The sequence below is a fragment of the Sphingomonas melonis genome (assembly GCF_013409985.1).
GTDB lineage: Bacteria > Pseudomonadota > Alphaproteobacteria > Sphingomonadales > Sphingomonadaceae > Sphingomonas > Sphingomonas melonis_A.
This window is the reverse complement of sequence record NZ_JACCBY010000002.1, coordinates 70,944-96,214: the sequence shown is the minus strand read 5'-3', so window position 1 is coordinate 96,214 and position 25,271 is coordinate 70,944. Positions and strand designations below refer to the sequence as shown.

The 25,271-nt window shown below is 67.3% G+C and carries 22 protein-coding genes; 11 read left to right on the top strand and 11 right to left on the bottom strand.

Features of this window, described 5'->3' with window-relative positions:
* The first annotated feature begins 8 nt into the window (after positions 1–8).
* On the top strand, positions 9–377 hold the full coding sequence (locus tag HD841_RS07140; protein WP_179508212.1) for an Mth938-like domain-containing protein: 369 nt from the start codon (positions 9–11) through the stop codon (positions 375–377).
* Here the strand turns inward: HD841_RS07140 and HD841_RS07135 are convergent.
* Together HD841_RS07135 and HD841_RS07130 are read right to left on the bottom strand one after the other, a co-directional pair.
* Positions 359–1,567 carry a glycosyltransferase gene (locus tag HD841_RS07135; RefSeq protein WP_179508211.1) on the bottom strand — a complete coding sequence of 403 codons (1,209 nt, stop codon included), beginning with the start codon at positions 1,565–1,567 and terminating at the stop codon, positions 359–361. The two genes, HD841_RS07140 and HD841_RS07135, sit on opposite strands and share 19 nt — an antisense overlap.
* A gap of 48 nt (positions 1,568–1,615) precedes the next feature.
* Positions 1,616–2,440 (bottom strand): phosphoheptose isomerase, encoded by an 825-nt coding sequence (locus HD841_RS07130; RefSeq protein ID WP_179508210.1) that lies wholly within the window; start codon positions 2,438–2,440, stop codon positions 1,616–1,618.
* A gap of 91 nt (positions 2,441–2,531) precedes the next feature.
* Here HD841_RS07130 and HD841_RS07125 point away from each other — a divergent pair, with 91 nt between their 5' ends.
* Positions 2,532–3,500: an outer membrane protein assembly factor BamD gene (locus HD841_RS07125; protein ID WP_179508209.1), complete on the top strand. Its 969-nt coding sequence runs from the start codon at positions 2,532–2,534 to the stop codon at positions 3,498–3,500.
* An 88-nt stretch (positions 3,501–3,588) separates the two neighbouring features.
* On the top strand, positions 3,589–5,247 hold the full coding sequence (gene recN, locus HD841_RS07120) for a DNA repair protein RecN (protein WP_179508208.1): 1,659 nt from the start codon (positions 3,589–3,591) through the stop codon (positions 5,245–5,247).
* Between the two features lie 45 nt (positions 5,248–5,292).
* Here the strand turns inward: recN and HD841_RS07115 are convergent, their stop codons facing one another.
* Positions 5,293–6,273 carry an SDR family oxidoreductase gene (locus tag HD841_RS07115; protein WP_179508207.1) on the bottom strand — a complete coding sequence of 327 codons (981 nt, stop codon included), beginning with the start codon at positions 6,271–6,273 and terminating at the stop codon, positions 5,293–5,295.
* Between the two features lie 159 nt (positions 6,274–6,432).
* Between HD841_RS07115 and ligA the strand changes: the two genes are divergently transcribed.
* The 4 genes from ligA (at position 6,433) to HD841_RS07095 (ending at position 13,496) form a co-directional block, all read left to right on the top strand.
* Positions 6,433–8,583 carry an NAD-dependent DNA ligase LigA gene (ligA, locus tag HD841_RS07110; protein ID WP_179508804.1) on the top strand — a complete coding sequence of 717 codons (2,151 nt, stop codon included), beginning with the start codon at positions 6,433–6,435 and terminating at the stop codon, positions 8,581–8,583.
* A gap of 205 nt (positions 8,584–8,788) precedes the next feature.
* Entirely contained in the window at positions 8,789–11,488 is a 2,700-nt protein-coding gene (locus tag HD841_RS07105; RefSeq protein ID WP_306455775.1) for a TonB-dependent receptor, read from the top strand.
* 98 nt (positions 11,489–11,586) lie between these two features.
* Positions 11,587–12,699: a sensor histidine kinase gene (locus HD841_RS07100; protein WP_179508206.1), complete on the top strand. Its 1,113-nt coding sequence runs from the start codon at positions 11,587–11,589 to the stop codon at positions 12,697–12,699.
* A complete protein-coding gene (locus HD841_RS07095) occupies positions 12,696–13,496 on the top strand; it encodes a LytR/AlgR family response regulator transcription factor (RefSeq protein WP_179508205.1) in 801 nt (266 codons plus the stop codon). The genes HD841_RS07100 and HD841_RS07095 overlap by 4 nt, the downstream gene beginning before the upstream one ends.
* 48 nt (positions 13,497–13,544) lie before the next feature.
* Here the strand turns inward: HD841_RS07095 and HD841_RS07090 are convergent, their stop codons facing one another.
* From HD841_RS07090 to HD841_RS07075, 4 genes are all read right to left on the bottom strand, one after another.
* Complete coding sequence (locus tag HD841_RS07090; RefSeq protein WP_179508204.1) at positions 13,545–13,691, bottom strand: lmo0937 family membrane protein; 147 nt, start codon at positions 13,689–13,691, stop codon at positions 13,545–13,547.
* A gap of 109 nt (positions 13,692–13,800) precedes the next feature.
* Positions 13,801–14,589, bottom strand: a complete 789-nt coding sequence (locus HD841_RS07085; protein ID WP_373562960.1) for a 3'(2'),5'-bisphosphate nucleotidase CysQ — start codon at positions 14,587–14,589, stop codon at positions 13,801–13,803.
* Positions 14,582–15,931 carry a TldD/PmbA family protein gene (locus HD841_RS07080; RefSeq protein WP_179508203.1) on the bottom strand — a complete coding sequence of 450 codons (1,350 nt, stop codon included), beginning with the start codon at positions 15,929–15,931 and terminating at the stop codon, positions 14,582–14,584. Before HD841_RS07080 ends, HD841_RS07085 begins: the two co-directional genes overlap by 8 nt.
* Positions 15,932–16,172: 241 nt before the next feature.
* Entirely contained in the window at positions 16,173–17,054 is an 882-nt protein-coding gene (locus HD841_RS07075; RefSeq protein WP_179508202.1) for an AraC family transcriptional regulator, read from the bottom strand.
* Between the two features lie 423 nt (positions 17,055–17,477).
* Between HD841_RS07075 and HD841_RS07070 the strand changes: the two genes are divergently transcribed.
* Complete coding sequence (locus tag HD841_RS07070) at positions 17,478–17,903, top strand: hypothetical protein (protein ID WP_179508201.1); 426 nt, start codon at positions 17,478–17,480, stop codon at positions 17,901–17,903.
* Positions 17,904–17,933: 30 nt separating this feature from the next.
* On the opposite strand, the gene ubiA is transcribed toward HD841_RS07070, so the two are convergent.
* Positions 17,934–18,842: a 4-hydroxybenzoate octaprenyltransferase gene (gene ubiA, locus HD841_RS07065; RefSeq protein WP_179508200.1), complete on the bottom strand. Its 909-nt coding sequence runs from the start codon at positions 18,840–18,842 to the stop codon at positions 17,934–17,936.
* Positions 18,843–18,934: 92 nt separating this feature from the next.
* Between ubiA and HD841_RS07060 the strand changes: the two genes are divergently transcribed.
* From HD841_RS07060 to HD841_RS07050, 3 genes are read left to right on the top strand one after another with little or no spacing between them, the layout of a single operon-like run.
* Positions 18,935–19,111, top strand: a complete 177-nt coding sequence (locus HD841_RS07060; RefSeq protein ID WP_179508199.1) for a hypothetical protein — start codon at positions 18,935–18,937, stop codon at positions 19,109–19,111.
* Positions 19,108–19,857 (top strand): 16S rRNA (uracil(1498)-N(3))-methyltransferase, encoded by a 750-nt coding sequence (locus HD841_RS07055; protein ID WP_179508198.1) that lies wholly within the window; start codon positions 19,108–19,110, stop codon positions 19,855–19,857. Before HD841_RS07060 ends, HD841_RS07055 begins: the two co-directional genes overlap by 4 nt.
* 37 nt (positions 19,858–19,894) lie before the next feature.
* Complete coding sequence (locus HD841_RS07050) at positions 19,895–21,268, top strand: glutamate--cysteine ligase (RefSeq protein WP_179508197.1); 1,374 nt, start codon at positions 19,895–19,897, stop codon at positions 21,266–21,268.
* A 104-nt stretch (positions 21,269–21,372) separates the two neighbouring features.
* Here HD841_RS07050 and HD841_RS07045 read toward each other — a convergent pair whose 3' ends face one another.
* From HD841_RS07045 to HD841_RS07035, 3 genes are all read right to left on the bottom strand, one after another.
* The gene (locus tag HD841_RS07045) at positions 21,373–22,155 is read right to left on the bottom strand and encodes a polyphosphate kinase (RefSeq protein ID WP_179508196.1); all 783 of its coding nucleotides are present in this window, start codon (positions 22,153–22,155) and stop codon (positions 21,373–21,375) included.
* A gap of 77 nt (positions 22,156–22,232) precedes the next feature.
* Positions 22,233–23,288 carry a DUF2332 domain-containing protein gene (locus HD841_RS07040; protein WP_179508195.1) on the bottom strand — a complete coding sequence of 352 codons (1,056 nt, stop codon included), beginning with the start codon at positions 23,286–23,288 and terminating at the stop codon, positions 22,233–22,235.
* 14 nt (positions 23,289–23,302) lie between these two features.
* Positions 23,303–25,120 carry a methyl-accepting chemotaxis protein gene (locus HD841_RS07035; RefSeq protein WP_179508194.1) on the bottom strand — a complete coding sequence of 606 codons (1,818 nt, stop codon included), beginning with the start codon at positions 25,118–25,120 and terminating at the stop codon, positions 23,303–23,305.
* Between the last annotated feature and the right edge of the window lie 151 nt (positions 25,121–25,271).

Here is a 25,271-nt window from a genome sequence, read left to right as displayed (position 1 = left end):
CGATGCGCATGCAGCCCGATGCCCAGAGCGGCGGTCCGATCGTACGCGGCTTCGTCGGCAGCGGCTTCCGTATCGACGAGGAGCACGTCGTCCGCGCGTTGCTGATGACGCATGAAGAGGCGGCGGAATGGACACCGCCGCCGCTTGCCGATCTCGGCGAGGCGGCATTGCAGATGCTGATCGACGCCAGTCCCGAATTCATCCTGATCGGCACGGGCGCCACGCTGGTGCGGCCGCCGGTGACTCTGGTCGCCGCGCTGGAGGATCGCGGGATCGGGGTCGAGGCAATGGACAGCCGCGCCGCCGCCCGCGCCTGGGGCGTGTTGCGCGGCGAGGGCCGCGTCATCGGCGCCGCGCTCTACCCCCTCGACGCCTGAGGCATCGGAACCGCGTCGCGCCTATAGCGGGCGACCAAGCCACATAGATGGTCGACAAGGGCCGCCGTATTCGCCTCCCAGGTGAACGGCAGTGCACTGGCGCGCACGGCTTTAGGCTCCGGCGGCGCGGCGAGCAGCTCGGCAATTGCCGTCGCGAAGGCCCCCGCGTCTCTCGGCACGATCCGTCCGGCAGCACGGGATGTCACCAGCTCCCGCGCACCGCCCGCGTCCGAGATCACGATCGGCGTGCCGCAGGCGAGCGCCTCGATCCACGCATTCGCCAATCCCTCCGACGCGGAGGCCAGCGCCATCACATCCGCCGCGGCGCAGATTGCGGGCAGGTCGCCATGCGGGACGCTGCCGAGCATATGCAACCGATCGCCCAGGCCCAGCTCCGCCCCGCGTGCGATCAGCCGATCCCGCTCCGGTCCGTTCCCGGCGATCGCCAGCGAAACATCCGGCAAGGCGGCGACGGCTTCGATCACCAGATCATGCCCCTTGCGCGGGATCAGCGCGCCGAGCGACAGCACCAACGGTCCCGCGAGCCCAAGCGCTGCCTTCGCCACGCTACGGTCTTCTACAGGCCGGAAACGATCGAGGTCGACGCCGGTATGATGGACGCGGATGCGGTCGGCGGGCATGCCGAGCGCCGCCATGTCGTCCCGCATCGACGCGCTCACCGCCAGCAGGCCGTCGGCCGCCTGCGCGGCGGCGATGACCTGTGTCGCGGTCGGACGCTGCCTGCCCCAATGATGGATATCGGCACCACGCGCCTTGATCGAGACGGGGACGCCGTAGCGCTTGCCGAGCACCACCGCTGCTGGTCCGTCAGGGAAGAAGAAGGATGCATCGATGACGTCGAAGGGGAAGTCGGCCCGGATCTGATCGAGTAGCGGCGTCAGCGCGCGGACCAACCGGTCGACGTGCCAGCGGCCGCGAACCGCGGGGATCGACGCGAAGCGAGGACGATAAACGTCGAGCCCCTTCCATTGCTCGCGCTGCGGCAGGGTCAGCTTGTCGGCATGCTGGATACGCGCGAGCGGCCCCGGCGGCAGACCGATGGGTGCAACGACACGGACCTCGACACCGTCGGCAGCGGCGAGGCCCCGCGTCTGCCGCTCGACGAACACCCCGAAATTGGGCCGGGTGGCATCGGGGAAGAGCGTCGAGAGCGTCAGTACGCGGACCATGATCCGCGTACTAACCACATGACGTTAAGGCTTTCCCCAATCGGATCGTCAGATCCGCTGCGTGCCGGGGTAGGCAAACAGGATATCGGCATCACCGCTGGTGGTGACCGTCTCGCTGCCCGTCACCGTCAGGCACTCACCGGCGTTAAACGCCACCCCCGCGATCTCGCCCGAGCCGCTGATCGGCACGAGCCAGCCGGTGCGGCCTTCCGGCAAGGCCACCTGCCGCTCGCCCGCCGACCAGCGTTCCAGCACGAACTTCGGCCCCTCGACCAGGATGGTGCGCCCCTCGCCCGCAGCGCCCGGCGAGGTGATCGGCTGATAGGGCGTGAGGTGCGAGACCGCGACGCCGTCGTCGAGGTGCAACTCGCGATCGCTGCCGTAATCGTAGAGACGGTAGGTCGTCTCGCTGTTCTGCTGCACCTCGATCAACGTCAGCCCGCCGCCGATCGCGTGGATCGTCCCCGAGGGCGCATAATAGAAATCGCCGGCCTTGACCGGCACCCAGTCGAGATCGTCCTCGATCGAGCCGTCCTGCGCATCGGCGCGCAGCTTGTCGGCGGTGATCGGCGCCTTGGGGCCGAGTGCGATCGTCGAATCGGGGCGGGCGGCGAGGATCGTCCAGCATTCGTCCTTGCCGCGCGGCAGGCCGCGCGCATGCGCCTGCTCGTCGTCGGGATGGACCTGCACGGACAGTTTCTGGCCGGTGAACAGATATTTGATCAGCAGGTCCGGGGAGGTGTCGCCCGGCTCCTGAAACCAGATCTCGCCGATCGGCTCGCCATCGGCCGGCGCATCCTCGAACCCGAAGCCCAGATCATGCCGACCCCATGGCTTTTCGACGCGATGGGTGTGGAGCAGGGTAGCAGGCATGCGGGTCCTTTCGTGATCGTATCAACTTGGCGCCAACGTGCGACGGGGGGGATTGTTCGCACGGGCGGCCTTACGCTAAGAGCCTTAGCCGATGCGTATCCCCCAGTCCAAGGCGCTTGCCGCAGCGCTGATCGCCGTCCTCGCGCTTCCCGTCGCGGGCTGCGCCCGCAATCGTGCGAAGTCCGACCTGCCCTATGTCGCCCGCGACGTCGGCACGCTGTATTCGACGGCGCGCAAGCGGCTCGATCAGGGCCGCTACAAGGAGGCGGCGGTGCTGTTCGACGAGGTCGAGCGCCAGCATCCCTATTCGATCTGGGCACGCCGCGCGCAGTTGATGAGCGCGTTCAGCTATTACCTGAACAAGGATTATACCCAGAGCATCCAGTCGGCGCAGCGCTTCCTGTCGGTCCATCCCGGCAACCGCGACGCGCCCTATGCTTATTATCTCGTCGCGCTGAGCTATTACGAGCAGATCCGCGACGTCACCCGCGACCAGAAGATCACGCGCCAGGCGCTCGACGCACTCGGCGAACTGACCCGCCGTTATCCGAACACGCGCTACGCCTCCGACGCGCGGCTGAAGATCGATCTGGTCAACGATCACCTCGCCGGCAAGGAGATGGAGATCGGGCGGTTCTACGAGACGCGCGGCCAGTGGCTGGCGGCGACGCTCCGCTTCCGTACCGTGATCGACAAGTTCCAGACAACGACGCACACGCCCGAGGCGCTGATGCGCCTGACCGAAAGCTACCTCGCCGTCGGCCTGCCCGAGGAAGCGCAGAAGGCCACCGCGGTGCTCGGCGCCAATTATCCCGGTACCGACTGGTACAATCACGCTTACGAGCTGATGCAGAAGCATCCGGTCAAGCCGGTCGCACCGATCCCGCCGGGCCAGCCGATCATCCCGGCCGGCACGCCCGGGGCGAAGACGCCCTCGCTCCCCGGCGAATCGGGCACGGCGGTACCGAAGGCGGAGGCGCCCGGCGCACCGACGCCGATCGGGACGACCGGCGGCACCACCGGCGGCCCGGCACCCAGCACCGAGACGCCGACGAGCTGACGGCCCGCCGCCGGGTGAGCCGCCTTTCGTACGACAGCAGAACGTTTAGGGATCAACATCCCGCTAACGCCGCGCTATATCCGCCGCAATGCTGACCGCGCTGTCCATTCGCGATGTGGTGCTGATCGAGGCGCTCGACCTGGAATTCGGGGCGGGGCTCGACGTGCTGACCGGGGAAACCGGCGCGGGCAAGTCGATCCTCCTCGACGCGCTCGGGCTCGCGCTCGGCGGGCGCGGGGAAACCGGACTCGTCCGCCACGGCGCCACGCAGGCGGTCGTCACCGCGACCTTCGATCCGCCGAGCGGCCCGCTCGCCGCGCTGCTCGACGACAATGGCGTCGAGGTCGAGCCGGGCGAGCCCTTGCTGATCCGCCGGATCGTCAAGGCCGATGGCGGAAGCCGGGGCTTCGTCAACAACCAGCCCGCCGGCGCGGCGCTGCTGCGCGAGATGGCGCCGATGCTGGTCGAAATCCACGGCCAGCATGACGACCGTGGCCTGCTCAACCCACGCGGCCACCGCGCGCTGCTCGATGCGTTCGGACGGGTCGATCCGGGCGACACGGCCCGCGCCTGGACGACGCTGCGCGCCGCCGAGACCAAGCTCGCCGCTGCCCGTGCGGAGATCGAGACCGCCGCCCGCGATCGCGAATGGCTGGAGCATGCGGTCGGCGAGCTCACCAAGCTTGCCGCCGAGCCCGGCGAGGAAGAGGCGCTGGCCGACAAGCGGCGCGACATGCAGCGTGCCGAGAAGATCGCCGACGAGCTCGCCGCGATCGACGACTATCTGGAGGGGTCGAACGGCGGCCTCGCACAGCTGCGCCAGGCGGCGCGCGTGCTGGAACGGATCGCCGAGGATCACGTCGCGCTCGGGGAAGCGCTGGCGGCGATCGACCGCGCCGTGATCGAGGCGACGGTGGCCGAGGAGCAGCTCACCGAGGCGCGCCGCGACCTCGCCTTCGATCCGCGCGCGCTCGAAGAGGACGAGGCGCGGCTGTTCGAGCTGCGCGGCATGGCGCGCAAGCATCGCGTCCAGCCCGACGAGCTGGCCGCGCTTACCGAGGAGCTGCGCACCAAATTGGAACGGCTCGACGCCGGCGAGGGCGGCATCGCGGTGCTGGAGAGTGCCGTCGCCGCGGCCCGTGCCGATTACGACGCGGCGGCCGACATCCTGTCGAAGCGGCGTCACGCGGCCGCCGAGCGGCTCGATGCCGCGGTGGCAGGCGAACTCGCTCCGTTGAAGCTCGACGCGGCACGCTTCCGCACCGTCGTCGTCACCCACGCACCCGACGGCTGGTCCTCGCATGGCAAGGATCGCGTCGAGTTCGAGATCGCAACCAACCCCGGCGCGCCGTTCGCGCCGCTCGCCAAGATCGCCTCGGGCGGCGAACTGTCGCGCTTCATCCTCGCGCTCAAGGTCGCACTGGCGGAAGAAGGAGGCGCGGCGACGATGATCTTCGACGAGATCGATCGCGGGGTCGGGGGCGCGGTGGCGAGCGCGATCGGGGAGCGGCTGGCGCGACTTGCCGAACATACGCAGCTGCTGGTCGTCACCCACTCGCCGCAGGTCGCGGCGCGGGGCGCGGAGCATCTGCTGATCGCCAAGAGCCACGACGGCACGGTGACGCGAACCGGCGTCCGCATCCTCGACGAGGCGGAGCGGCGCGAGGAGATCGCACGGATGCTCTCCGGCGCGACCGTGACCGACGAGGCGCGCGCACAGGCGGAGCGGCTGCTCGAAACCGCGTGATGCGGGGATCGCGGGACCGGCATGGGCCGATCCCGCGCGACGCGATCAGATCGCGCCGGTCCCGCCGTTGGCGCCGAACGCACTGCCCGTCGTGAAGCTGTTGCCGCCGTCGGCGAGCGCCACGTAGAGGCCGGCGAGCTCCGCCGGTTGTCCTGCCCGCCCCAGCGGCGTGTCCTGGCCGAATTCGTGCATCTTGCCCGGCAGCTGCCCGCCGGCGACCTGCAGCGGCGTCCAGATCGGCCCGGGCGCCACCATGTTGACGCGAATGCCCTGCTTGCCGAGCTGCTTGGCCAGCGCCTTGGTGAAGATCAGGATCGCGCCCTTGGTCGAGGCATAATCGAGCAGTTCCTTTTCCGGCGCGACCGAATTGACCGAGCCGGTGTTGATGATCGCCGCACCCGGCTTCATCAGCGGGATCGCCGCCTTGCACAGGTGGAACATCGCATAGACGTTGGTCTTCATCGTCCGGTCGAATTGCTCGGCGGTGATCTCGGCGATCGACTCCTTCGACTGCTGATAGGCGGCGTTGTTGACGAGGATATCGAGCCCGCCGAGTTCGCGGTTGGCGCGGGCGATCAGGTCGCGGCAGAATTTCTCGTCGGTCAGATCGCCCGGGATGAGGACCACCTTGCGACCCTCCGCCCGCAACAGCCGCGCGACATCCTGCGCATCGGGTTCTTCGGTCGGAAAATAGTTGATCGCGACATCGGCCCCCTCGCGTGAAAAGGCGATCACCGCGGCACGGCCGATCCCTGAATCGCCGCCGGTGACCAGCGCCTTGCGCCCCGCAAGCCGGCCGGACCCGCGATAGCTCGCCTCGCCGCAGTCGGGGACGGGCTTCATCTCGCGCTGCAACGCCGGCCACTTCTGCTTCTGTTCGGGAAACGGCTGATTGGTGAACTTGGTGCGCGGATCGGCCGGCGCCGCCGCCGGAGCGGCCTGGGCGAAGGCGGGAGCGGCAACGGCAGCGGCGCCCGCGACGGCGGCGCCTTTGAACAGGTCGCGACGGTTGGTCTGGTCGGTCATGGCAAAACTCCGGGATGTATCCGTCGCAATCGCCCGCCGTCGCGGTTGGTTCATCGCCGCGCAAAGATTTTGTCTTTTTACAATAGGATGATGACAGATGCGGCGGAGCGGACGCAGCACGGCTTGCCCGATCACCCCCCGGTCCCCTACCCCGCTGCCATGACCGACCTGCCCAAAACCGCGCCGGACGCCGCCGCAGAGCTGGAAGCGCTCGCTGCCGAGATCGCCCACCATAACCGGCGCTACCACAGCGAGGATGCGCCGGAGATTTCCGATGCCGACTATGACGCTTTGGTCCGGCGCAATGCCGCGATCGAGGCGGCCTTTCCGGAGCTGGTCCGCGCCGATTCGCCCAATCAGCAGGTTGGCGCCGCTCCCGCCGCGCATCTCGCCAAGGCGCCGCATGCGCGCCCGATGACCAGCCTCGACAACGCGTTCAGCGACGAGGATGTCGTCGAATTCGTCGCGCGCATCCGCCGCTTCCTGCGGCTCGACGACGCGGAGCCGGTGCTGCTCACCGCCGAACCCAAGATCGACGGCCTCTCCTGCTCGCTGCGCTACGTGAATGGCGTGCTCGAACAGGCGCTGACCCGTGGCGACGGCCGGATCGGCGAGGATGTGACCGCCAACGTCCGCCACATCGCCGACATTCCCCAGCATCTGCCCGCTGACGCGCCCGCGGTGTTCGAGGTCCGGGGCGAAATCTATATGGCCAAGGCCGATTTCGCAGCGCTCAACCAGCGGCTGCTCGACGAGGCGGAAGACCCGGCCAAGGCGCGCCAGTTCGCCAATCCCCGCAACGCCGCGGCGGGATCGCTGCGCCAGAAGGATGCGCGGGTCACCGCCACCCGCCCGCTGCGCTTCTTCGCCTGGGGCTGGGGCGATCACGAGGCGCTGCCGGAGGCGACGCAATCGGCGATGATGCAGCACATCCGGCGCTGGGGCTTCCGCGTCGCCGACGACGATCTGATCACGCCACTCACGCCCAATATCGCGAGCGCAGGCGATGCCACCGCGGTGCTCCGCACCTATGCCGGCATCGAGGCGCAGCGCGCCGATCTGCCGTTCGACATCGACGGCGTCGTCTACAAACTCGACCGGCTCGACTGGCAGGAGCGGCTGGGCGTCGTCGGCCGGGTTCCGCGCTGGGCGATCGCACACAAATTTCCCGCCGAACAGGCGCAGACCACACTCGAGCGGATCGATATCCAGGTCGGCCGTACCGGCGCGCTGACCCCGGTCGCGCGGCTCGCCCCGGTGACCGTCGGCGGGGTGGTCGTCACCAATGCCACGCTCCACAATGCCGACGAGATCGAGCGGCTCGGCGTGCGTGAAGGCGACCGCGTCGTCGTCCAGCGCGCCGGCGACGTCATCCCGCAGATCGTCCGCAACCTGACCCCCGACGCCGACCGGCCCGCCTGGCCCTTCCCGCGCCTCTGCCCCGATTGCGGATCGACCGTGGAGCGCGACGAAGGCGAGGTCGTCTACCGTTGCACCGGCGGGTTGATCTGCCCCGCGCAACGCGTCGAGCGGCTGATCCACTTCGTTTCGCGCCACGCGTTCGACATCACCGGCCTCGGCGCGACGCTGATCGAGGCATTCTTCACCGACGGCCTGATCCAGTCGCCGGCCGACATCTTCCGCCTGACCGAGGACCAGCTCGCCGCGCGCAAGAAGGACGGCCGCACCTGGGCCGCCAATCTGGTCGCGGCGATCGAGGCGCGGCGCGAGATCGCGCTCGACCGCTTCCTGTTCGCGCTCGGCATCCGCCACGTCGGCGAGATCACCGCCCGCGACCTTGCGCGGCGCTATCGCTCGATCCGCGCGCTCGGCGCCATGCTGCGCCACGCGGTGTTCCTCCACCACCAGATCCAGCCGGTACTCGGCGAAAGCGACCGCAAATTCGTGCTGCGCCGCGACCGGCTGCTGGTGGCGGCGATCGAGACGCCTGGCATCGGGCCGGAGGTCGCCGGCGCGCTGATCGGCTTCTGCGCCGAGCGTCACAATCGCGATGTGGTGTTCGACCTGCTGCGCGAGGTCCGACCCACCGACGTGGTGTGGGAAACCCGCGCCTCGCAGGTGAGCGGCAAGACCGTCGTCTTCACCGGCAAGCTCGAAACCCTGTCCCGCGACGAGGCCAAGGCCCAAGCGGAAGCACTCGGCGCGCGCGTGTCGGGATCGGTGTCGGCGAAGACCGATCTGGTCGTCGCGGGCGCCGACGCGGGGTCCAAGCTGAAGAAGGCGAGCGAGCTGGGCATCACGGTCATCAGTGAGGCGCAATGGGCTGAAATCGTGGCGGAAACCGGATGATCGCCGGGATCGACAATCGTTCCGTATCGAGACTAACATCATAAAAGCGTGGCGTTTTTGCAACGCACAAAATCAGAAGCGCGACCGGTACGCGGGGGCGCTCGTCAATGTCACAAACTCGCAATAATCACCCGACATGGGCAGCGGCAACGGTCAAAGACGAGCCGCGATTCCAGAGCTCATCGCTCAAAGGGGACTAGATCAAATGCGTATGACATTCGCTTGTGGCGTGGCCTTTGCCGCGCTCATGATTCCAGGCGCGGCCTTCGCTCAGTCGACTGGTACTGTCGACGCGGAAGCCGACGAGATCGTGGTCACCGGCCGCGTCGGTGACGGCACTGTAGCGGGCATCTCCACGCCAAACACCTCCAAGACTCGCGCGGTCCTAAGCCAGGAATTCATCGCACATCAGACCCCTGGCCAGACGATCAACGACACGATCAACATGCTTCCCGGCGTGAGCTTTCAGAACAACGATGGCTACGGCGGGTCGGGCGGCACATTGTCGATCCGCGGCTTTGACGGCAGCCGCGTCTCTCAGACATTCGACGGCATTCCGGTTAACGATACCGGAAACTATGCTATCTACTCCAACCAGCAGCTCGACCCTGAACTGATCGACCAGGTCAGCGTCAGCCTCGGTTCGACGGACGTCGACAGCCCGACCGCATCGGCAACGGGTTCGACGGTCAATTATCGCAGCCGTAATCCCACCGAAGAATTCCATGCCAGGATGCAGGGGTCGTATGGCTCCTACGACATGTTCCGCATCTTTGGCGTCGTTGACACCGGCAACTTTACGTCGATAGGTACCCGGGCATGGGTCGCGGCCAGCACCCAGACCTACAACAACCCGTACAATCCCCGCAGTGGCGTTGATAAGCAGCAGTATAACGCAAAGCTGTATCAACCGATTGGCAGCAGTGGCGACTTTGTTTCGCTCGCCGGCCACTACAACCGTAACCGGAACAACAACTTCAGCTCGGCCGTCCTGCGCACCGATCCTACGGTCATCAGCGTCACCGGAACCGCGCCCAACCAGTCGCTGACGACGACGCCCCGCGTTGTCGGTACGGCATCGAACAATCGCTTTCCGCTCACCCGCGGCGAGCGCGACTATGATCAGGGACTCTGCCAGACCGACACGCCTACGGCTGGCGTAGCGGACGTGCCGAACACGTGCGGCACGGCGTATGACTACAGCTACAACCCGTCGAATACCGCGAATGTCCGGATGAACTCGCGGTTCACGCTGGCCGACGGCCTGGTGCTGACGGTCGATCCAAGCTACAGCTATACCAAGGCAAATGGCGGTTCGAGTGCCGTCAAGGGCAACGAAGGCTTCTTCTCGCGCGCAGCGACGGCCGCTTTGGCTGGCATCACCACCCCGATCTATGGATATATCGGTGGTCAACCTTACTTCGGCGGCCGAGATCTGAACCACGACGGCGATACGCTCGACACGCCGGGTCGCAACGCCGCCACGGGCGCGCTGACCAACACCACCCAAGGCGTCGAGCTCTACGCGCCTAGCCACACCGAGACGAACCGCTTCGTCGCTGTGGCCAATCTGCGCTACGACTTCGCTGATACACAGACTGCCCGCATCAATTACACGTTCGATTATGGTCGCCATCGCCAGACGGGCGAGGTCGGCTACCTGCTGCCTAACGGCTATGCGGCGAATGTCTTCCCGATCGACAATCCCATTCTGGATGCGAGTGGCAAGCCGATCGAGAAGCGCAATCGCAAATCACTGGCCATCCTGCACCAGGTGTCCGGCGAATATCGCGGTCGTTTTATCGACGACAAGCTGACCATCAACGCAGGCATCCGCGCGCCGTTCTTCAAGCGAAAGCTGAACAATTTCTGCGTAAGCGAGGCTGGCAGCAACATCGGCTTCGTCGATTGCTTCAACGATCTGACGGCGCAGGCGGCCTTCCTGACGGCGAACCCGACCTACGCGGCACCGCAAAAGCGCGAGTTCAACTACAGCAAGGTATTGCCGAGTGCCGGCTTCACCTTCCAAGTCGCGCCATCTTTCAACATCTACGCCAACTACTCAAAGGGTTTACAGGTTCCCGGTACGGACAACCTGTACAACTCCTTTGCGTTCCCAATCACCAACGCACGTGCACGGCCTTTGCCGGAAACGACCGATAACATCGATGCCGGTGTTCGCTACCAGTCCGGTAAGATCCAGGCGTCGTTGGCGGGCTGGTACACCTTCTACACCAACCGTCTCGCTTCGGCCTACGATCCCGAGCTTGACGTTACCATCTACCGCAACCTCGGGACGGTGCATAAATATGGCGTTGACGGCAGCATCGCCTACGCACCGGTTCGTCCAGTACTGCTCTATGTCTTCGGGTCGTACCTGAAGTCGAAGATCCTGGATAACGTAGCGACGGGTGAATGCTCCGCCGCCAACGTTGCTGCGGGTGCATCGGCAGGCGTAGGAACATGCACGACCGTCGGACAGCAGGTTTTTGCGCTGACGGCCGGCAAGCGCGAGGCAGGTGCTCCGGTGTATACCTTCGGTGGTCGCGCGGCGTTCGATCTCGGCTGGGTCCAGTTTGGAGCTCAGGCCAAGCGGACTGGTCCTCGCTACGTCAACGACCAGAACCTCAACGTGGTGCAAACCTATACGCTCAATGGCGTAGTCACCCCTTATCAGGTGTATGGCGCCAAGGTCCCCGCGTATACGACGGTCGATCTCGATGCCCGGCTGGCACTCAATTGGGCTGGCCTCAACGACCGTACCTATCTGCAGTTCAACGTCACCAATGTGTTCGACGAACTGTACGTGGGTGGCTTCACCGGCAACGTTTCCAATTCGAGCGTACGCAATGCCTTCATCGGCGCGCCACGTACGATCAGCGGTACGCTGGTGGTCGGCTTCTAACACAGGAGCACGTCACTTACTGACGGGCCGCCGCTCCCAGGGAGCGGCGGCCCTTCTTTTTTGCACGACCGGCCTCCGCCGTGTAGAGACGCCCCAACATGGCGACCCTACCCGCCCCATCCCGCCCGGCGCTCAACGTGCGTCCGTTCTTCGAGAACAAAAGCCGCGCCTTCTGGACGTTGCAGGCCGTCGGCTGGACCGGCTACCTGCTGCTCCGCGGCGCCTCGACGCTGACCAACCTGTCGCTCGACGTCATCATCCCGGTGATCTTCGAAGCGATCGTCGGCTATTGCGTGACGCTGCTGCTCTCGACGCTGTACGGCTATTTCCGCAGCCTGCCGCGCGCGCCCGGCCTCATCCTGACGATCCTCGCCTTCGCGCTGGCGACGTTGTTCTCCGCCTTTCTCGACGCATTCACCTGGTCGCTGATCCAGAACGGCCAGCCCGGCGTGACGTTGCCGCGCATGCTGGTGTCCTTCTACGTCACCTTCACCGCGCTGTTCGGCTGGTCGGCGCTCTATTTCGGCATCAACTTCTACCTGATCGTCGAGGATCAGATCGACCAGATGCAGCATCTCGAGAACCAGGCGTCGTCGGCGCAGCTCGCGATGCTGCGCTATCAGCTCAACCCGCACTTCCTGTTCAACACGCTCAATTCGATCTCGACGCTGGTGCTGCTCAAGCAGACCGAGCGGGCGAATGCGATGCTGAGCCGCCTGTCGGCCTTCCTGCGCTATACGCTCGCCAACGAGCCGACCGCGCATGTCACCGTGGCGCAGGAGGTGGAGACGCTGAAGCTCTATCTCGAAATCGAGAAGATGCGGTTCGAGGAGCGGCTGCGGCCCGTCTTCGATATCGATCAGGCCGCCGAGCGCGCGCGGCTGCCCTCGCTGCTGCTCCAGCCGCTGGTCGAGAATGCGATCAAATATGCGGTCAGCACGCAGGAGGAAGGCGCCGAAATCTGCGTCCGCGTGCGGCTCGCCGGGGATCGCGTGCAGATCGGCGTATCCGACACCGGACCGGGTTTGCTCGAAGGCCGGGTGATGCCAAGCCTTTCAACCGGCGTGGGTCTCCCCAATATTAGGGAGCGGCTGATCCAGGCCTATGGCCCGGATCACCGCTTCGAGACGCGTACCGCGCCGGCTGGAGGCTTTTCGGTGGAGATCGAAATTCCCTTCCAGCTCGACGATCTGAGTAGAGAGGCCGCATGACGATCAGAACCATCCTGGTGGACGACGAACCGCTCGCGATCCAGGGATTGGAGCTCCGGCTCCAGGCGCACGATGATATCGAGATCATCGAGAAATGCTCCAACGGCCGCGAGGCGATCCGGGCGATCAAGACGCACAAGCCCGACCTCGTCTTCCTCGATATCCAGATGCCGGGTTTCGACGGCTTTTCGGTGGTCCAGGGATTGATGGAGGTCGAGCCGCCGCTGTTCGTCTTCGTGACGGCCTATTCCGACCATGCGCTGCGCGCGTTCGAGGCGCAGGCGGTCGATTATCTGATGAAGCCGGTCGAGGAGGCGCGGCTCGCCGACACGATCGAGCGCGTCCGGCAACGGCTCAGCGAGAAGCGCGGGGTCGAGGAGGTCGAGAAGCTCAAGGAGGTGCTCGCCGAACACGCCCCCGAAGCGGCGGCCGATATGGTCGACGGCGGCGACGCGGTCAGCGCCAATCGGTTCGAGAAGCTCATCAACATCAAGGATCGCGGGCAGATCTTCCGCGTCGATGTCGATACGATCGAGCGGATCGACGCGGCCGGCGATTACATGTGCATCTACACCGGCGACAACACGCTGATCCTGCGCGAGACGATGAAGGATCTGGAGAAGCGGCTCGATCCCCGCCGCTTCCAGCGGGTGCACCGGTCGACGATCGTCAATCTCGACCTGGTCAAGCAGGTCAAGCCGCACACCAATGGCGAATGCTTCCTGGTGCTCAACTCGGGCGCCAGTGTGAAGGTCAGCCGCAGCTACCGCGACGTGGTCGCGCGCTTCGTCCACTGAGCGACGGTGACGGGTGGCACGCCGGCCGGCGCCGCCACCCGTCCGCCCTTATATCGCGCGGCGCCCGGTGAAGAGCTGGATCAGGCCGACGATGATCGCAACGACCAGCAGGATGTGGATCAGGCCACCAGCGACGTGGAGCGAGAAGCCCAGCAGCCACAGGATCAGCAGGATTACGGCAATCGTCCACAACATCGTTCGGCATCCCTTGCAACGCGACAGACCACCAGGCCGTCGTCAGACATAAAACGTTACGCAGGCGGTGCATGTTCCGCTGTCGGATCAGGCATTTGAAAGAACGACCTTAGCCGGCAAACGCCGCGCGCGCCCGCGGGTCGAGCCAGGCGAGGGCTTCGGCGTGGATGGCGGGCGCCGCGACCATCACGCCGAAGGCGGTCGGGTCGGGCTTGTTGTAGCGCAGCGGGGCACCGAGCGCGTCGCTTACCGTCGCGCCCGCCTCCGCCGCGATCAGCGCGGCAGCGGCGATGTCCCATTCATTGCCCCAACGCAGCGTCGTCAACAGATCGGCCTCGTCGGCGGCGACCATCGCCATGCGCAGCGCGATCGAATTGGGCTTGTGCACCGCGGTCAGGTGGCGATCGATCTTCGGCAGTGCATCGGTCGGCACCCGTGCCCCGGCCAGCACGCTGCGGTCGCCGGCGCGCAGCGCTAGATCGTTGCGCCATGCCCCCTGCCCCAGCGTCGCCCGCCAGCGCTCGTCGCGCGCCGGCGCCTCGAGCACGCCGAGCACCACCTCGCCCGCATCGACGAGCGCGACCGACACCGCCCAGCCCGGCCGGCCCCGGATATAATCGCGGGTGCCGTCGATCGGGTCGACCACCCAGACGCGCGTGCGGCCCAGCCGTTCGGGGCTGTCCACGGTTTCCTCCGACAGCCATCCCGCCTCCGGGAGCAGCGCCGTCAGCCGTGATCGCAACATCCGGTCGACATCGAGATCGACCTCGCACACCGGACTGCCCGGCGTCTTTTCCCAGCGGGCGAAGTCGGTCTGCCAGCGGTCGAGCGCCATGGCCGCGGCTTCCCGCGTCACCTCCGCCACCGCGGCGGTCAGCTGGCCGAGGGCCTCAGCCACTCGCGACCGTCATACCGTCGACCCGCAGCGTCGGCACGTTGATGCCATAGCGGAAGGCGAGATCGTTGGCGGGGGTCAGCGCCAGGAACATGTCCTTGAGATTGCCCGCGATGGTGAATTCGGCGACCGGGCCGGCGATCTCCCCGCCGACGATGCGGAAGCCCGCCGCGCCGCGGCTGTAATCGCCGGTGACGCCGTTGATCCCCTGCCCGATCAGCTCGGTGACGTACACGCCATCGGCGATGTCGGCGATCAGCGTTTCGACCGGCACGATGCCCGCCGCCATATAGAGGTTGCTCGGCGACACGCCGGGGCCGCCGCCGACGCCGCGCGCGGCATGGCCGGTCGGCTCCAGCCCCAGTTGCCGCGCCGAGCCGCTGTCGAGCAGCCAGGTCTCCAGCATCCCATTTTCGACGATCGCGACCGGCGACACCGGCAGCCCCTCGCCATCGAAGGGGCGCGAGCGCAGCCCGTGCGGCCGATGCGGGTCGTCGCAGATCGATACGCCGCTGGCGAATACCTGCGTACCGAGCGCGTCGAGCAGGAAGCTGGTCTTGCGCGCGATCGACTGCCCGGAAATCGCCCCGGTGAGGTGGCTGAGCAGCGACGAGCCTACCCGCGGATCGAACACCACCGGCATCGGCCCGCTCGCGACGCGGCCCGGATTGCGCCGCGCCACCGCACGTTCGCCGGCGAGGCGGCCGATCGATTCGGCGGTGTCGAGATGCGCGCGCTTGCGGGCGGCGTGGTGCGCATAGTCGCGCTCCATGCCGGTCGCGGCATCGCCGGCGAGCACGCTGGCCGACAGGCTGTAGGCGGTGGCGGCATAGGCGCCGGCAAAGCCGTGGCTGGTTGCCAGCGCCCAGACCGACCGGGAGGCACTGGCGCCGCCGCCTTCGCTATTGGTGACGCCGGGAACCGCGCGCGCGGCGTCTTCGGCCGCCAGCGCCCATTCGCGCAGCGCGGCGGGCGACGGATCATCGGTGTCGACGAGATCGAGCAGCGGCGGCGCGCCGTGCAGCAGCCGCTCCTGCGGGGCGAGCCCCGCCCAGCGATCCTCGGGCGCCTCGCGCGCCATCGCGACCGCGCGTTCGACCAGCGCGCTGGTCGCCTCGGTCGACAGGTCCGAGGTCGAGACGCTGGCCGATCGCTGACCGACGAAGACGCGCAGGCCCAGTTCCTCGCTCTCCGACCGGCCGACGTCTTCGAGCGCGCCGAGGCGGACGGAGAGATCGAGCGAGGCATCGGCGGCGAAGACGGCATCGGCGGTGTCGGCTCCGGCACGGATGGCGCGGGCGACGATATCGGCGGCGCGATCGCGCGCCTGATCAGGTGTGAGCATCGTCACGACTTAGGGGCAGCGCTGGCGGGATGCTAGGCCTCCGAATGGTGGCAACGCGTGTCACCACCGACAGGATGGACGGTTTGACGAAACGATACGCCTTTACCTGTAACCGCTCACGGTATGTGGCGGCATTCTGATCGCGCCATATGGCGGGCCGGGGCTGCGCTCGTTCCTACAAGGATCGATTTTGGGAAAGGGCGGCCTGTTCGCTACGGAGCCATGCCACCCCTACGCCAATCTACTTCAGCGGCAGGAACAGTTCCGCGACCGCTTCATGTTCCGGCACGTCCGGGAAGAAGGTGACGCGCTGGCAGTAGAGCGGGAAGTCCCGCGCTTCCTCGCCGCTGGCCGGTAGCCACTCGCGATAGAGGTATAGGGCGGCAGGCTCCAGATTGTCGGTGTTGCCGATAACGCGAAGCACCGCACAGCGTCCGCCGGGAATGGTGCCGGCCTCGATCCGCTCACCATGCGTCTCAATCGGGCGATCGGTGCCGACGCACAGGTCCATGCGGTAGTCGACCGGGGGCGTCGTGCGTGGATCGGAGTGGAACACGTTGAAGGTCGGGCTGACCTTCGGCGACAGCCCGATTGCCTTCCGCCAAGCGATGAACCGCTGGATGGTCGCGCCAATCGTCGCCGGGTCGCCGCGATGTTCCATGATCGCTACGGGCGTCGGAGCCACGTCGCGGATCGTCACGTCGTCAGGGGTATAGGTGGTCTGCATGCGCTTATTCCTCGCGTTGTCGAGAGGCCCGAAGGCCGCAAGCCACGGCTCCCAATCGGGAGCTTTCCTGAACGACGACGGCGACTGCCCGAACCGTTGCCGAAAGGCGCGGGCGAAGGCGTCTGGGGCATCGTAACCGGCGTCCATCGCTATGTCGGTGACGCTCTGCGCGTCCCGGTAGGCCAGTAGGTGGGATGCCCGCTTCATGCGGGCGAGCTGGATATAGCGATGCACGGACAGCCCGAAGGTCGCCGTGAACTGCCGGTGGAAATGGTATTTTGAGAAGGCAGCGACCCCGCTCACCGCCTCCAAGTCCAGATCGCAATCCAAGTGCCGGTCGATGTGATCCAGCACCCGCTCCATCCGGGCTTGGTAGTTGGGAAGCGCCGCCTTCATCGTTCTATCCTCCGTGGCGACGCCAGCTAGGCGCTCTCATATATGAGGCGCTCGACCGATCTTGCGGTTCTACGCCGGATCGACCTTCAAGTTTGGCAAAGACTCCTCCCCCGCCAGGGGGAGGTGGCGCGGCGCAGCCGTGACGGAGGGGGAGGTAAGCGACGTCCTTAGTGGCGTGTTCTCCCCTCTGTCATGCCTTCGGCGTGCCACCTCCCTCTGACGGAGGGAGAATTAGGGTGATCGTAATCTCCAGAAATTTGAAATTATTTTCAGGGATAACAGGCCAAAAATCGTGCAACTCAATGTACTTCTATTATCTATTGTGCGCACGCATGAGGTTATACAATATGATGTTTCACTTGACTTAAGTTGACGAGGTTCCAAGATCGCGGAGTGAAATCATGGGCAATCTGGACTGCCGTATTGGCGCTGCTGCCGGCCGGAGGCGTGTGCGCCACCATGCCGCAGACTCCGTCCTCGCCTCGCCAAGTCAGCCCGCTCATGCCGCCCCCACCGGAGCCGGGAACGATCTATGATCCAACGGCCGGACCGTTCGTCGTGCGGCTGACCAGACGTGAGGAGATCGACGACGACCAATATGGCGTCATCGCCAACGCCGTCGCAAACTGGCGCGGTCCGCCGCTCCAGGCGTTCGAAATCTGCTATCAGTCGCGAAAGGACCATCGCGATCCGACCGATCTCGTCGCCTTGAAAAAGGTAGCCGACGCCTTGAAAGCGCAGGGCGCGGAGGCGGTGGTGATGCCGAGCGGCGATGACTGCGCGCCGTCGTCGCCGCGTTCGACATGGCCGGGCGCCTATGTCCTGATCATGGGCGTCGTCCGCCTCTAATCGCTTCGCCCCTGACGATCGGCGACGCCCTCACCCCGCCGTTCCCACCACCACGCAGGCGAGGAACATCAGCAGGCCGGCGAAGCGATTGCTGCGGAAGCGGGCGAGCGCGTTGCCGCCGTCGTCGGGGCGGAGCGTCGCGACCTGCCAGACGAGATGCGCGGCGACCGGCACCAGCGCGAGCAGCGCGATCGGATCGGGGCGGACGCACCAGATCGCGCCCGCCCAGCCGGCCAGCGCCAGCGCGTAGAAGAGCGCGGTGCCACCCTTGACGTGCGCGCCCATGCGCAGCGCCGACGAGCGCACGCCGATCAATGCGTCGTCCTCACGGTCCTGCAGGGCGTAGATCGTGTCATAACCGATCGTCCAGGCGATGCAGCCCGCGTAGAGCAGCCACATCGGCAGCGACAGGTCGCCGGCGACCTCGCTCCAGCCGACCAGCGCCGCCCAGGAGAAGACGAGGCCGAGCCACGCCTGCGGCCACCAGGTGATCCGCTTCATGAAGGGGTAAGCGGCGACCGGCGCGAGGCTGGCCAGCGCGACGCCGGCGGCGAGCGGGCGGAGCTGCACCAGCACGACGAGGCCGATCAGGCAGAGGACGAGCAGCCAGGCCCAGGCGAGCCGCAGCGAGACGAGCCCGCTCGGGATCGGGCGGGCGCGGGTGCGCGCGACCTGCGCATCGAGGTCGCGATCGACGATGTCGTTGTAGACGCAGCCCGCCCCGCGCATCGCAATGCTGCCGGCGAGTATCCACAGGATCAGCGGCCAGCGCGTCAGCGTGCCGCCGGCGAGCGCCACTGCCCACGCCCCCGGCCAGAACAGCAGCCACCAGCCGATCGGCCGGTCGAGCCGGGCGAGCAGCGCGAGGCCGCGTGCGGTCGGCGGAAGGCGGCCGACGAGGCCGCGGTGTTCGCTGTCGGGGACGATCTCGGCTGACATGGCGTGCCTTTGCCGCGCAATCGCCGCCGCGGGCAAGGGCACGAGACCGCTTTTGCCTCGCCAAGCCGGGGAAAGTCCGGCAATCGCCGGCGATGATCGGGTTGTCGGTAGCGGTGGGACGGTTCGTGGAGGCGCTCTTCTGGGCGATTCTGCGCGTCGCCGGGGTCGTCGCGGTCGCGGTCGTCGCGGTGGCGGCGGCGGCGTTGCTCGCCTGGATCGTCGCACGCAAGCTGTGGGCGCGACAGCAGCGCCGCAAGGGAGGATCATGACCGCCACCCCCGCCTGGCCGCCGCGATCGACGCCGCGGCTGTTCGTCGAGACCGAACTCGCGCCCGGTCCGCTGCGCATCGAGGGGCCGGCGGCGCATTATCTCGTGTCGGTGATGCGGATGGCACCGGGCGATCCGGTGAAGGTGTTCGACGATATCACCGGCGAATGGCTCGCCACCGCCGCCAGCGTCGGCAGGCGCGAGCTGATCGTCGACGTGTCGACACGCTTGCGTCCGCGCGAGCCGGTGCCCGACCTGTGGCTGTGCGCCGCGCCGCTCAAGAAGGGGCGGATCGACTGGCTGGTCGAGAAAGCGTGCGAACTGGGCGTCGACCGGCTCGTGCCGGTGGTGACGCAGCGCACGATCGTCGATCGCCCCAAGCTCGACCGGCTGCGCAGCCATATGATCGAGGCGGCGGAGCAATGCGCGCGGACCGCCCTGCCGGTGCTCGCCGAATCGGTGAAGCTGGCGGCGCTGCTGCGCGACTGGCCGGCGGACCGCGTGCTGTTCTTCGCGGACGAGACCGGCGGCGCGCCGGCCTATGAGGCGATGCGGGCGCGGCGCGGACCGGCGGCGATCCTGATCGGGCCGGAGGGCGGCTTCACCGAGGAGGAACGCGGCGCGATCCGCGCGCTGCCGCAGGCGGTCGGGGTCGGGCTGGGACCGCGCATCCTGCGCGCCGACACCGCGGCGGCCGCGGCGGTTTCGCTGTGGATGGCGGCGGCCGGGGACTGGCAGGAAAGCTGACTGGCGCCGCCGTTCATCCGCGCGTAAGGGCGCGATCATGACGACCAAGACCGAGAGCGCCGAGACCTCGCCGATCATCGAATCGCGCGACCAGTTGATCGCGAGCTTCGCCCGCGGCGAAAAGCCGAGCGAACGCTGGCGGATCGGCACCGAACATGAGAAGTTCGTCTATCGCCTGAGCGACCATGCCGCGCCGAGCTGGGACGAGCCGGGCGGCATCCGCGACCTGCTCCAGGCGCTGCAGCACTATGGCTGGCAGCCGGTCGAGGAGGGCGGCAAGATCATCGCGCTGAACGGCGCCGACGGCAGCGTCAGCCTGGAACCGGCCGGACAGTTCGAATTGTCGGGCGCCCCCCTCGACAATCTGCACCAAACCTGCGCCGAAACGGGACGCCATCTCGAACAGGTGAAGGCCGCGGGCGACAAGCTCGGCATCGGCTTCCTCGGGCTCGGCATGTGGCCGGACAAGCGCCGCGACGAACTGCCGATCATGCCCAAGGGCCGCTATGCGATCATGCTGCGCCACATGCCGCGGGTCGGCAGCATGGGGCTCGACATGATGCTGCGCACCTGCACGATCCAGGTGAACCTCGATTACGCGTCCGAAGCCGATATGGTGAAGAAATTCCGCGTCGGGCTGGCGTTACAGCCGCTGGCGACCGCCCTATTCGCGAATTCGCCGTTCACGGAAGGCAAGCCGAACGGCTTCCTGTCGTATCGCAGCCATATCTGGTCGGACACCGATCCGGCGCGCACCGGCATGCTGCCCTTCGTGTTCGAGGACGGCTTCGGCTACGAGCGCTACGCCGACTATATGCTCGATGTGCCGATGTACTTCGTCTACCGCGACGGGCGCTATATCGACGCGGCGGGCCTGTCGTTCCGCGACTTCCTCAAGGGCGAACTCAGCGTCCTGCCCGGCGAGAAGCCGACGCTCGACGACTGGAACGACCATTTGTCGACCGCTTTCCCCGAGGTGCGGCTCAAGACCTTCCTCGAGATGCGCGGCGCCGATGGCGGGCCGTGGAACAAGATCTGCGCCCTGCCCGCCTTCTGGGTCGGGCTGCTCTACGACGGCCAGGCGCTCGACGCGGCCTGGGACCTCGTCAAGGACTGGTCGATGGAGGATCGCGAGGCGCTGCGCTCGGCGGTGCCGAAGCTGGCGCTCGATGCGCCGCTGCCCGGTGGCGGACGGCTCGGCGACATCGCGGGCCATGTGCTCGACATAGCGCATGCCGGCCTGGCGGCGCGCGCCCGCGGCAACGCGATGGGCGACAACGAGACCGGCTTCCTCGATCCGCTGCGCGAGGTGGTGCGATCGGGCAAGGTGCCGGCACAGGTGCTGCTCGACCGCTACCACGGCGAATGGCAGGGCGACCTGTCGCGCGTCTATGCCGAGGCAAGCTTCTGAGGACGACGCCCGGCGCATTTGTCGGGCGTTCGTGCCGAGCCCCCCACCCCATGGTGAGGCTCACCCTGGTCAGACGGGCTCGGCACACTTCGTAGGATGCGGCGTCAGTCGAGGCGCAGCGCGGCGCGGGCGACGCGTTCCACCTCGGGGTCGAGGGGCGGCGGGGTCATGTCGACGTTCGCTTCAAGGTGATCGGCGATCGCGGTGAGCGCGTGGATGCGCGCCGCCTTCTTGTCGTTGCCGTTGATCACCGTCCACGGTGCGCCGCCCGTGTCGGTGCGGGCGAACATGTCGTGCATCGCATCGAGATACTCGGCGCGGCGCGCGCGATTGCGGTAATCGTCGAGGCCAGTTTTCCACCGCTTCCACGGGTCCTCCAGCCGATCCGCCAGCCGCCGATCCTGCTCGGCCTGAGAGACGTGGACGAACAGCTTGATGAAGGTCGTGCCGCCTGCGATCAGCTCCGCTTCGAAAGCGTTGATCTCCTCATAGGCGCGCTGCCACTCCGCCTCGCTCGCATAGCCCTCGACCCGCTCAACGAGGACGCGGCCGTACCAGCTGCGGTCGAAGATCGCGATGTCGCCCGGCTCCGGCAGGACGCGGCGGAACCGCCAGAGGAAGTCGTGCGCCTTCTCCTCCTGCGTCGGGGCGGCGATCGGGTGGACGTCGAAATGGCGCGGGTCCCACATTGCGGTCAGGCGCTGGATGATGCCGCCCTTCCCCGCTGCGTCCCAGCCCTCGAACATTACGACCGCGCGGCGGCGATGGACGATATAGGCAACGAGGATCCGCTCGAGCCGGTCCTGCAACGCGGCGAGATCGCGCTTGTAATGGCCCTTGTACGGCTTGGTCTTCTCATAGTCGGCAAGATCGATCACGCGCGTCATCCTCGTCTGCATGGCACAGACGAACGCACCAGCCGCCGCGTCGGTGCAGGTGGCGCGAAATTCGGACAGCGGTGGGATCAGTCGGTCGGTCCGTGCCAGTCGATCCACGCTCCATAAGCGTGGCAGGTGGCGAGATGATGGGTGCGGCCGTCGGGCCAGACGGTCAGCGACAGATGTACCGCGTCGCGCGCCGGGGTCCATTCGAAGGCGACGCGGGCGAGCGGGCGGGTCGCCGTGGCGCGCGCGCCGGCATCGCGGAACGCCGTCTCGACCGTCTGACGGCGGGCGGGGTCGAGATATTGAAGCGCCATCGAGTGGACGACCACCCGGCAGCGGCCGTCCGGCTGCGCCGCGGCGAGCTGTTCGGGCAGCCAGACGGCGATATCGCCGGTGTCGACCTGAGGCGGCCGTGCATGGGCGATCGCCAGCGCCTCGGCCAGCCGCTCGGACCGGTCGTGCTGGTCGGCCCAGATATAGGCCATCAGCCGCGCGCAGGCGGCCGCGTCGGTGACGTCGAGCGGGCGCAGGTCGACCCCGCGCGCCGAGACGATCTCCACCGGATGCACGCACGGCGGCGGCCCACGCCATTCCGGCGCGACGCGTACCGGCGAGCCGGCGGTGCCGACCACCCGGCCGCCGAGATCATAGGCGTACCGGTCGAGGTTGAGGTTGAGCCCGGCGCTGGCACCGAGTTCACGCAGTTCGCAGGGCATGTCGTGGTGCGCGCGCGCCACCATCAGCGCCGCCATGATCGCAGCGGTGCGGCCGACCTCGTTGGTCTGCGGCGGGTCGCGCATCCATTCGACGATCACGTCATCGGCGATCTCCAGCGTCTCGCCGATGACGCGGTCGAAATCGCCCGCCTGATCGCGGTACAGCTCAGTCAGCGCGGCGATGGTGCCGCCCCGCGCGACCGCATGCAGCGCCGCGTTGAAGCGCATCGCGAGCGCATCGGCGGCGACGTCGCGCGGCCAGGCGGCGATGAGCGCGGCGGTGCGCGGCGCGCGGTGCAACTGGCGCTCACCCGCCTCCAGCACCGCGGCGACGAAGGTCGACCCCATCGCCCGCACCGCCTCTGCCTGGCGACGCAACGGTCCGCGCGTCGGCAGGGCATCGGCGATCGGTCTGGTCATTCGGGTCACGCTATTCAAAACGAGTCCCAATCACCGTTGGCGACCAGGCGGGGGCGTGGGGCGGTCTTGGGAAGTTTGGTCATCTTGCGCTTGGCGGCTGTTAGAACCCGCACCGGAGCTGGCGGTGGCGCCGGCAGCGCCGGGGCGTGGTCGATGGCGAAGGCGCCCACCGAATGGCTGAGCTCCTCCGCCTCGCCCGCGAGCCGCCGCGCCGCCGCCGAGGTTTCCTCGACCATCGCCGCATTCTCCTGCGTCATCGTGTCCATCTCGCTGATCGCGACGTTGATCTGGCCAAGGCTCTTGGCCTGCTGATCCGAGGATTGGGCGATCGCCTCGATCGCGACGCTGACCGCACCGACGCGGTCGATGATCCGCGACAGCGCCTGGCCGGTCTGGCCGACCAGATCGACACCGGTCCGGATATGCGCGGAGGCGGAGGTCACCTTGTTCTTCACCTCGGTGGCGGCGTTGGCAGACCGCTGGGCGAGCGCGCGCACTTCCTGCGCGACGACGGCGAAGCCGCGGCCGGCATCGCCGGCACGCGCCGCCTCGACGCCCGCATTGAGGGCGAGCAGGTTGGTCTGGAAGGCGATGCCGTCGATCAGGCTGATGATCTCGGCGATTTCCTTGCTCGCCTTTTCGATGCCGTTCATCGCGCCGATCGCCTCGCGTACGACGGCGCCGCCGCGCTCGGCCTCGCCGCGCGTCTCGACCATCGAGCCGCTCGCGCCGATCGCCGCGCCGGCGCCCTCGCGGATCGATTTGGTCACCTCGTCCAGCGCCGCCGCCGATTGCTCGATCGCCGCCGCCTGCTGTTCGGTCCGCTGCGACAGGTCGAGCGTCGCGCGGTTGATCTCTTCCGAATTGTGCGTGATCGCCTGCACGCTGTCGCGCACCTCGCCGAGCACGCGCGACAGGCTTTCGGTGGCGTCGTTGAAGTCGCGCGACAGGCTCTTGAACGCCTCGGGCACGTCGGTGATCCGGACGGTGAGATCGGCTTCCGACAGGCGATGCAGCGCGTCGCCGATCGTCGCGCCGGCGGCGTCGCGGTCGCGATCGGCGGCAAGCTTGGCCGCGGCAGCGTCACGCAAGACAGTGACCGCGCGCGCCATGTCGCCGAGTTCGTCGCTGCGGTCGGTCGCGGTGATCGCGACATCGTGCTGGCCCCTGGCGAGGTCCGCCATCGCGGCGGTCAGCGCGCTGATCGGCCGCGCGATCGAGCGGCTCAGCACCATCGAGAGGGTGATGGCGATGCCGATCAGCGCGACGGCGCCGATCACGAGCGTGATGAGGGCGGTGCTGATCGCGCTGTCCTGTCGCGCCGCGTTGCGCTCCATCTCCTTGGTCTCGGCGTTGCGCAGGTCGCGCAGCGGCAGTGCGACCTTGCTGACCAGCACCTTGTCACCGGCGGCGCGCACGGCGGCCTCCGCCTCCTCGCGATGCCCCGCCTTGACCCAGGCGATCAGCCGGTCGCCCCAGTCGCGCCGCCAGGCGAGCGCCTCGCGGTTGGCGATCCGGACCTGCGCGAGCTTGATCGGATCGGTGAGCATCTGCTGCAACTCGACGGCGGTGTCGTCGAACTCCTTGCGCCCCTCCTCATAGGATTTGAGGTAGCTGGTATCCCCCGTGACCAGGAACCCGCGCAACTGGCTGTTCTGCCGCAGCATCGACGTCTCCAGCGTCAGGGCCTTGGCGAAGATGGTCTGGCTGACGTTGTTCCGTTCGGTCGACCGTTCGATCAGCATGATGTTGGCGAAGAACACCAGCATCACCACGGCAGCGGACGCGATGATGGCCAGAAAGGACAGGCCCAATTTACGCGGTATCTTCATGGTCGTCGGTTCCTTCGGGGGCAGGATGAGAGATCTGAAGCGCGCGCGAAGGATGACGCCACGGACGCCCGGATCCCGCGGCAGCGGGATGGCGGGCGGATGGCGTACCTTGGCGTCGAGACGCTGCATCTCCGACAGGCTGTTCGCGCCC

What these genes read in the sequence shown, in the direction of transcription:
- HD841_RS07140 (WP_179508212.1), top strand. Translation starts at nt 9, where the DNA reads ATGCAGCCCGATGCCCAGAGCGGCGGTCCGATCGTACGCGGCTTCGTC.
- HD841_RS07135 (WP_179508211.1), bottom strand. Translation starts at nt 1,567, where the DNA reads ATGGTCCGCGTACTGACGCTCTCGACGCTCTTCCCCGATGCCACCCGG.
- HD841_RS07130 (WP_179508210.1), bottom strand. Translation starts at nt 2,440, where the DNA reads ATGCCTGCTACCCTGCTCCACACCCATCGCGTCGAAAAGCCATGGGGT.
- HD841_RS07125 (WP_179508209.1), top strand. Translation starts at nt 2,532, where the DNA reads ATGCGTATCCCCCAGTCCAAGGCGCTTGCCGCAGCGCTGATCGCCGTC.
- recN (WP_179508208.1), top strand. Translation starts at nt 3,589, where the DNA reads ATGCTGACCGCGCTGTCCATTCGCGATGTGGTGCTGATCGAGGCGCTC.
- HD841_RS07115 (WP_179508207.1), bottom strand. Translation starts at nt 6,273, where the DNA reads ATGACCGACCAGACCAACCGTCGCGACCTGTTCAAAGGCGCCGCCGTC.
- ligA (WP_179508804.1), top strand. Translation starts at nt 6,433, where the DNA reads ATGACCGACCTGCCCAAAACCGCGCCGGACGCCGCCGCAGAGCTGGAA.
- HD841_RS07105 (WP_306455775.1), top strand. Translation starts at nt 8,789, where the DNA reads ATGCGTATGACATTCGCTTGTGGCGTGGCCTTTGCCGCGCTCATGATT.
- HD841_RS07100 (WP_179508206.1), top strand. Translation starts at nt 11,587, where the DNA reads ATGGCGACCCTACCCGCCCCATCCCGCCCGGCGCTCAACGTGCGTCCG.
- HD841_RS07095 (WP_179508205.1), top strand. Translation starts at nt 12,696, where the DNA reads ATGACGATCAGAACCATCCTGGTGGACGACGAACCGCTCGCGATCCAG.
- HD841_RS07090 (WP_179508204.1), bottom strand. Translation starts at nt 13,691, where the DNA reads ATGTTGTGGACGATTGCCGTAATCCTGCTGATCCTGTGGCTGCTGGGC.
- HD841_RS07080 (WP_179508203.1), bottom strand. Translation starts at nt 15,931, where the DNA reads ATGCTCACACCTGATCAGGCGCGCGATCGCGCCGCCGATATCGTCGCC.
- HD841_RS07075 (WP_179508202.1), bottom strand. Translation starts at nt 17,054, where the DNA reads ATGAAGGCGGCGCTTCCCAACTACCAAGCCCGGATGGAGCGGGTGCTG.
- ubiA (WP_179508200.1), bottom strand. Translation starts at nt 18,842, where the DNA reads ATGTCAGCCGAGATCGTCCCCGACAGCGAACACCGCGGCCTCGTCGGC.
- HD841_RS07060 (WP_179508199.1), top strand. Translation starts at nt 18,935, where the DNA reads ATGATCGGGTTGTCGGTAGCGGTGGGACGGTTCGTGGAGGCGCTCTTC.
- HD841_RS07055 (WP_179508198.1), top strand. Translation starts at nt 19,108, where the DNA reads ATGACCGCCACCCCCGCCTGGCCGCCGCGATCGACGCCGCGGCTGTTC.
- HD841_RS07050 (WP_179508197.1), top strand. Translation starts at nt 19,895, where the DNA reads ATGACGACCAAGACCGAGAGCGCCGAGACCTCGCCGATCATCGAATCG.
- HD841_RS07045 (WP_179508196.1), bottom strand. Translation starts at nt 22,155, where the DNA reads ATGACGCGCGTGATCGATCTTGCCGACTATGAGAAGACCAAGCCGTAC.
- HD841_RS07040 (WP_179508195.1), bottom strand. Translation starts at nt 23,288, where the DNA reads ATGACCAGACCGATCGCCGATGCCCTGCCGACGCGCGGACCGTTGCGT.
- HD841_RS07035 (WP_179508194.1), bottom strand. Translation starts at nt 25,120, where the DNA reads ATGAAGATACCGCGTAAATTGGGCCTGTCCTTTCTGGCCATCATCGCG.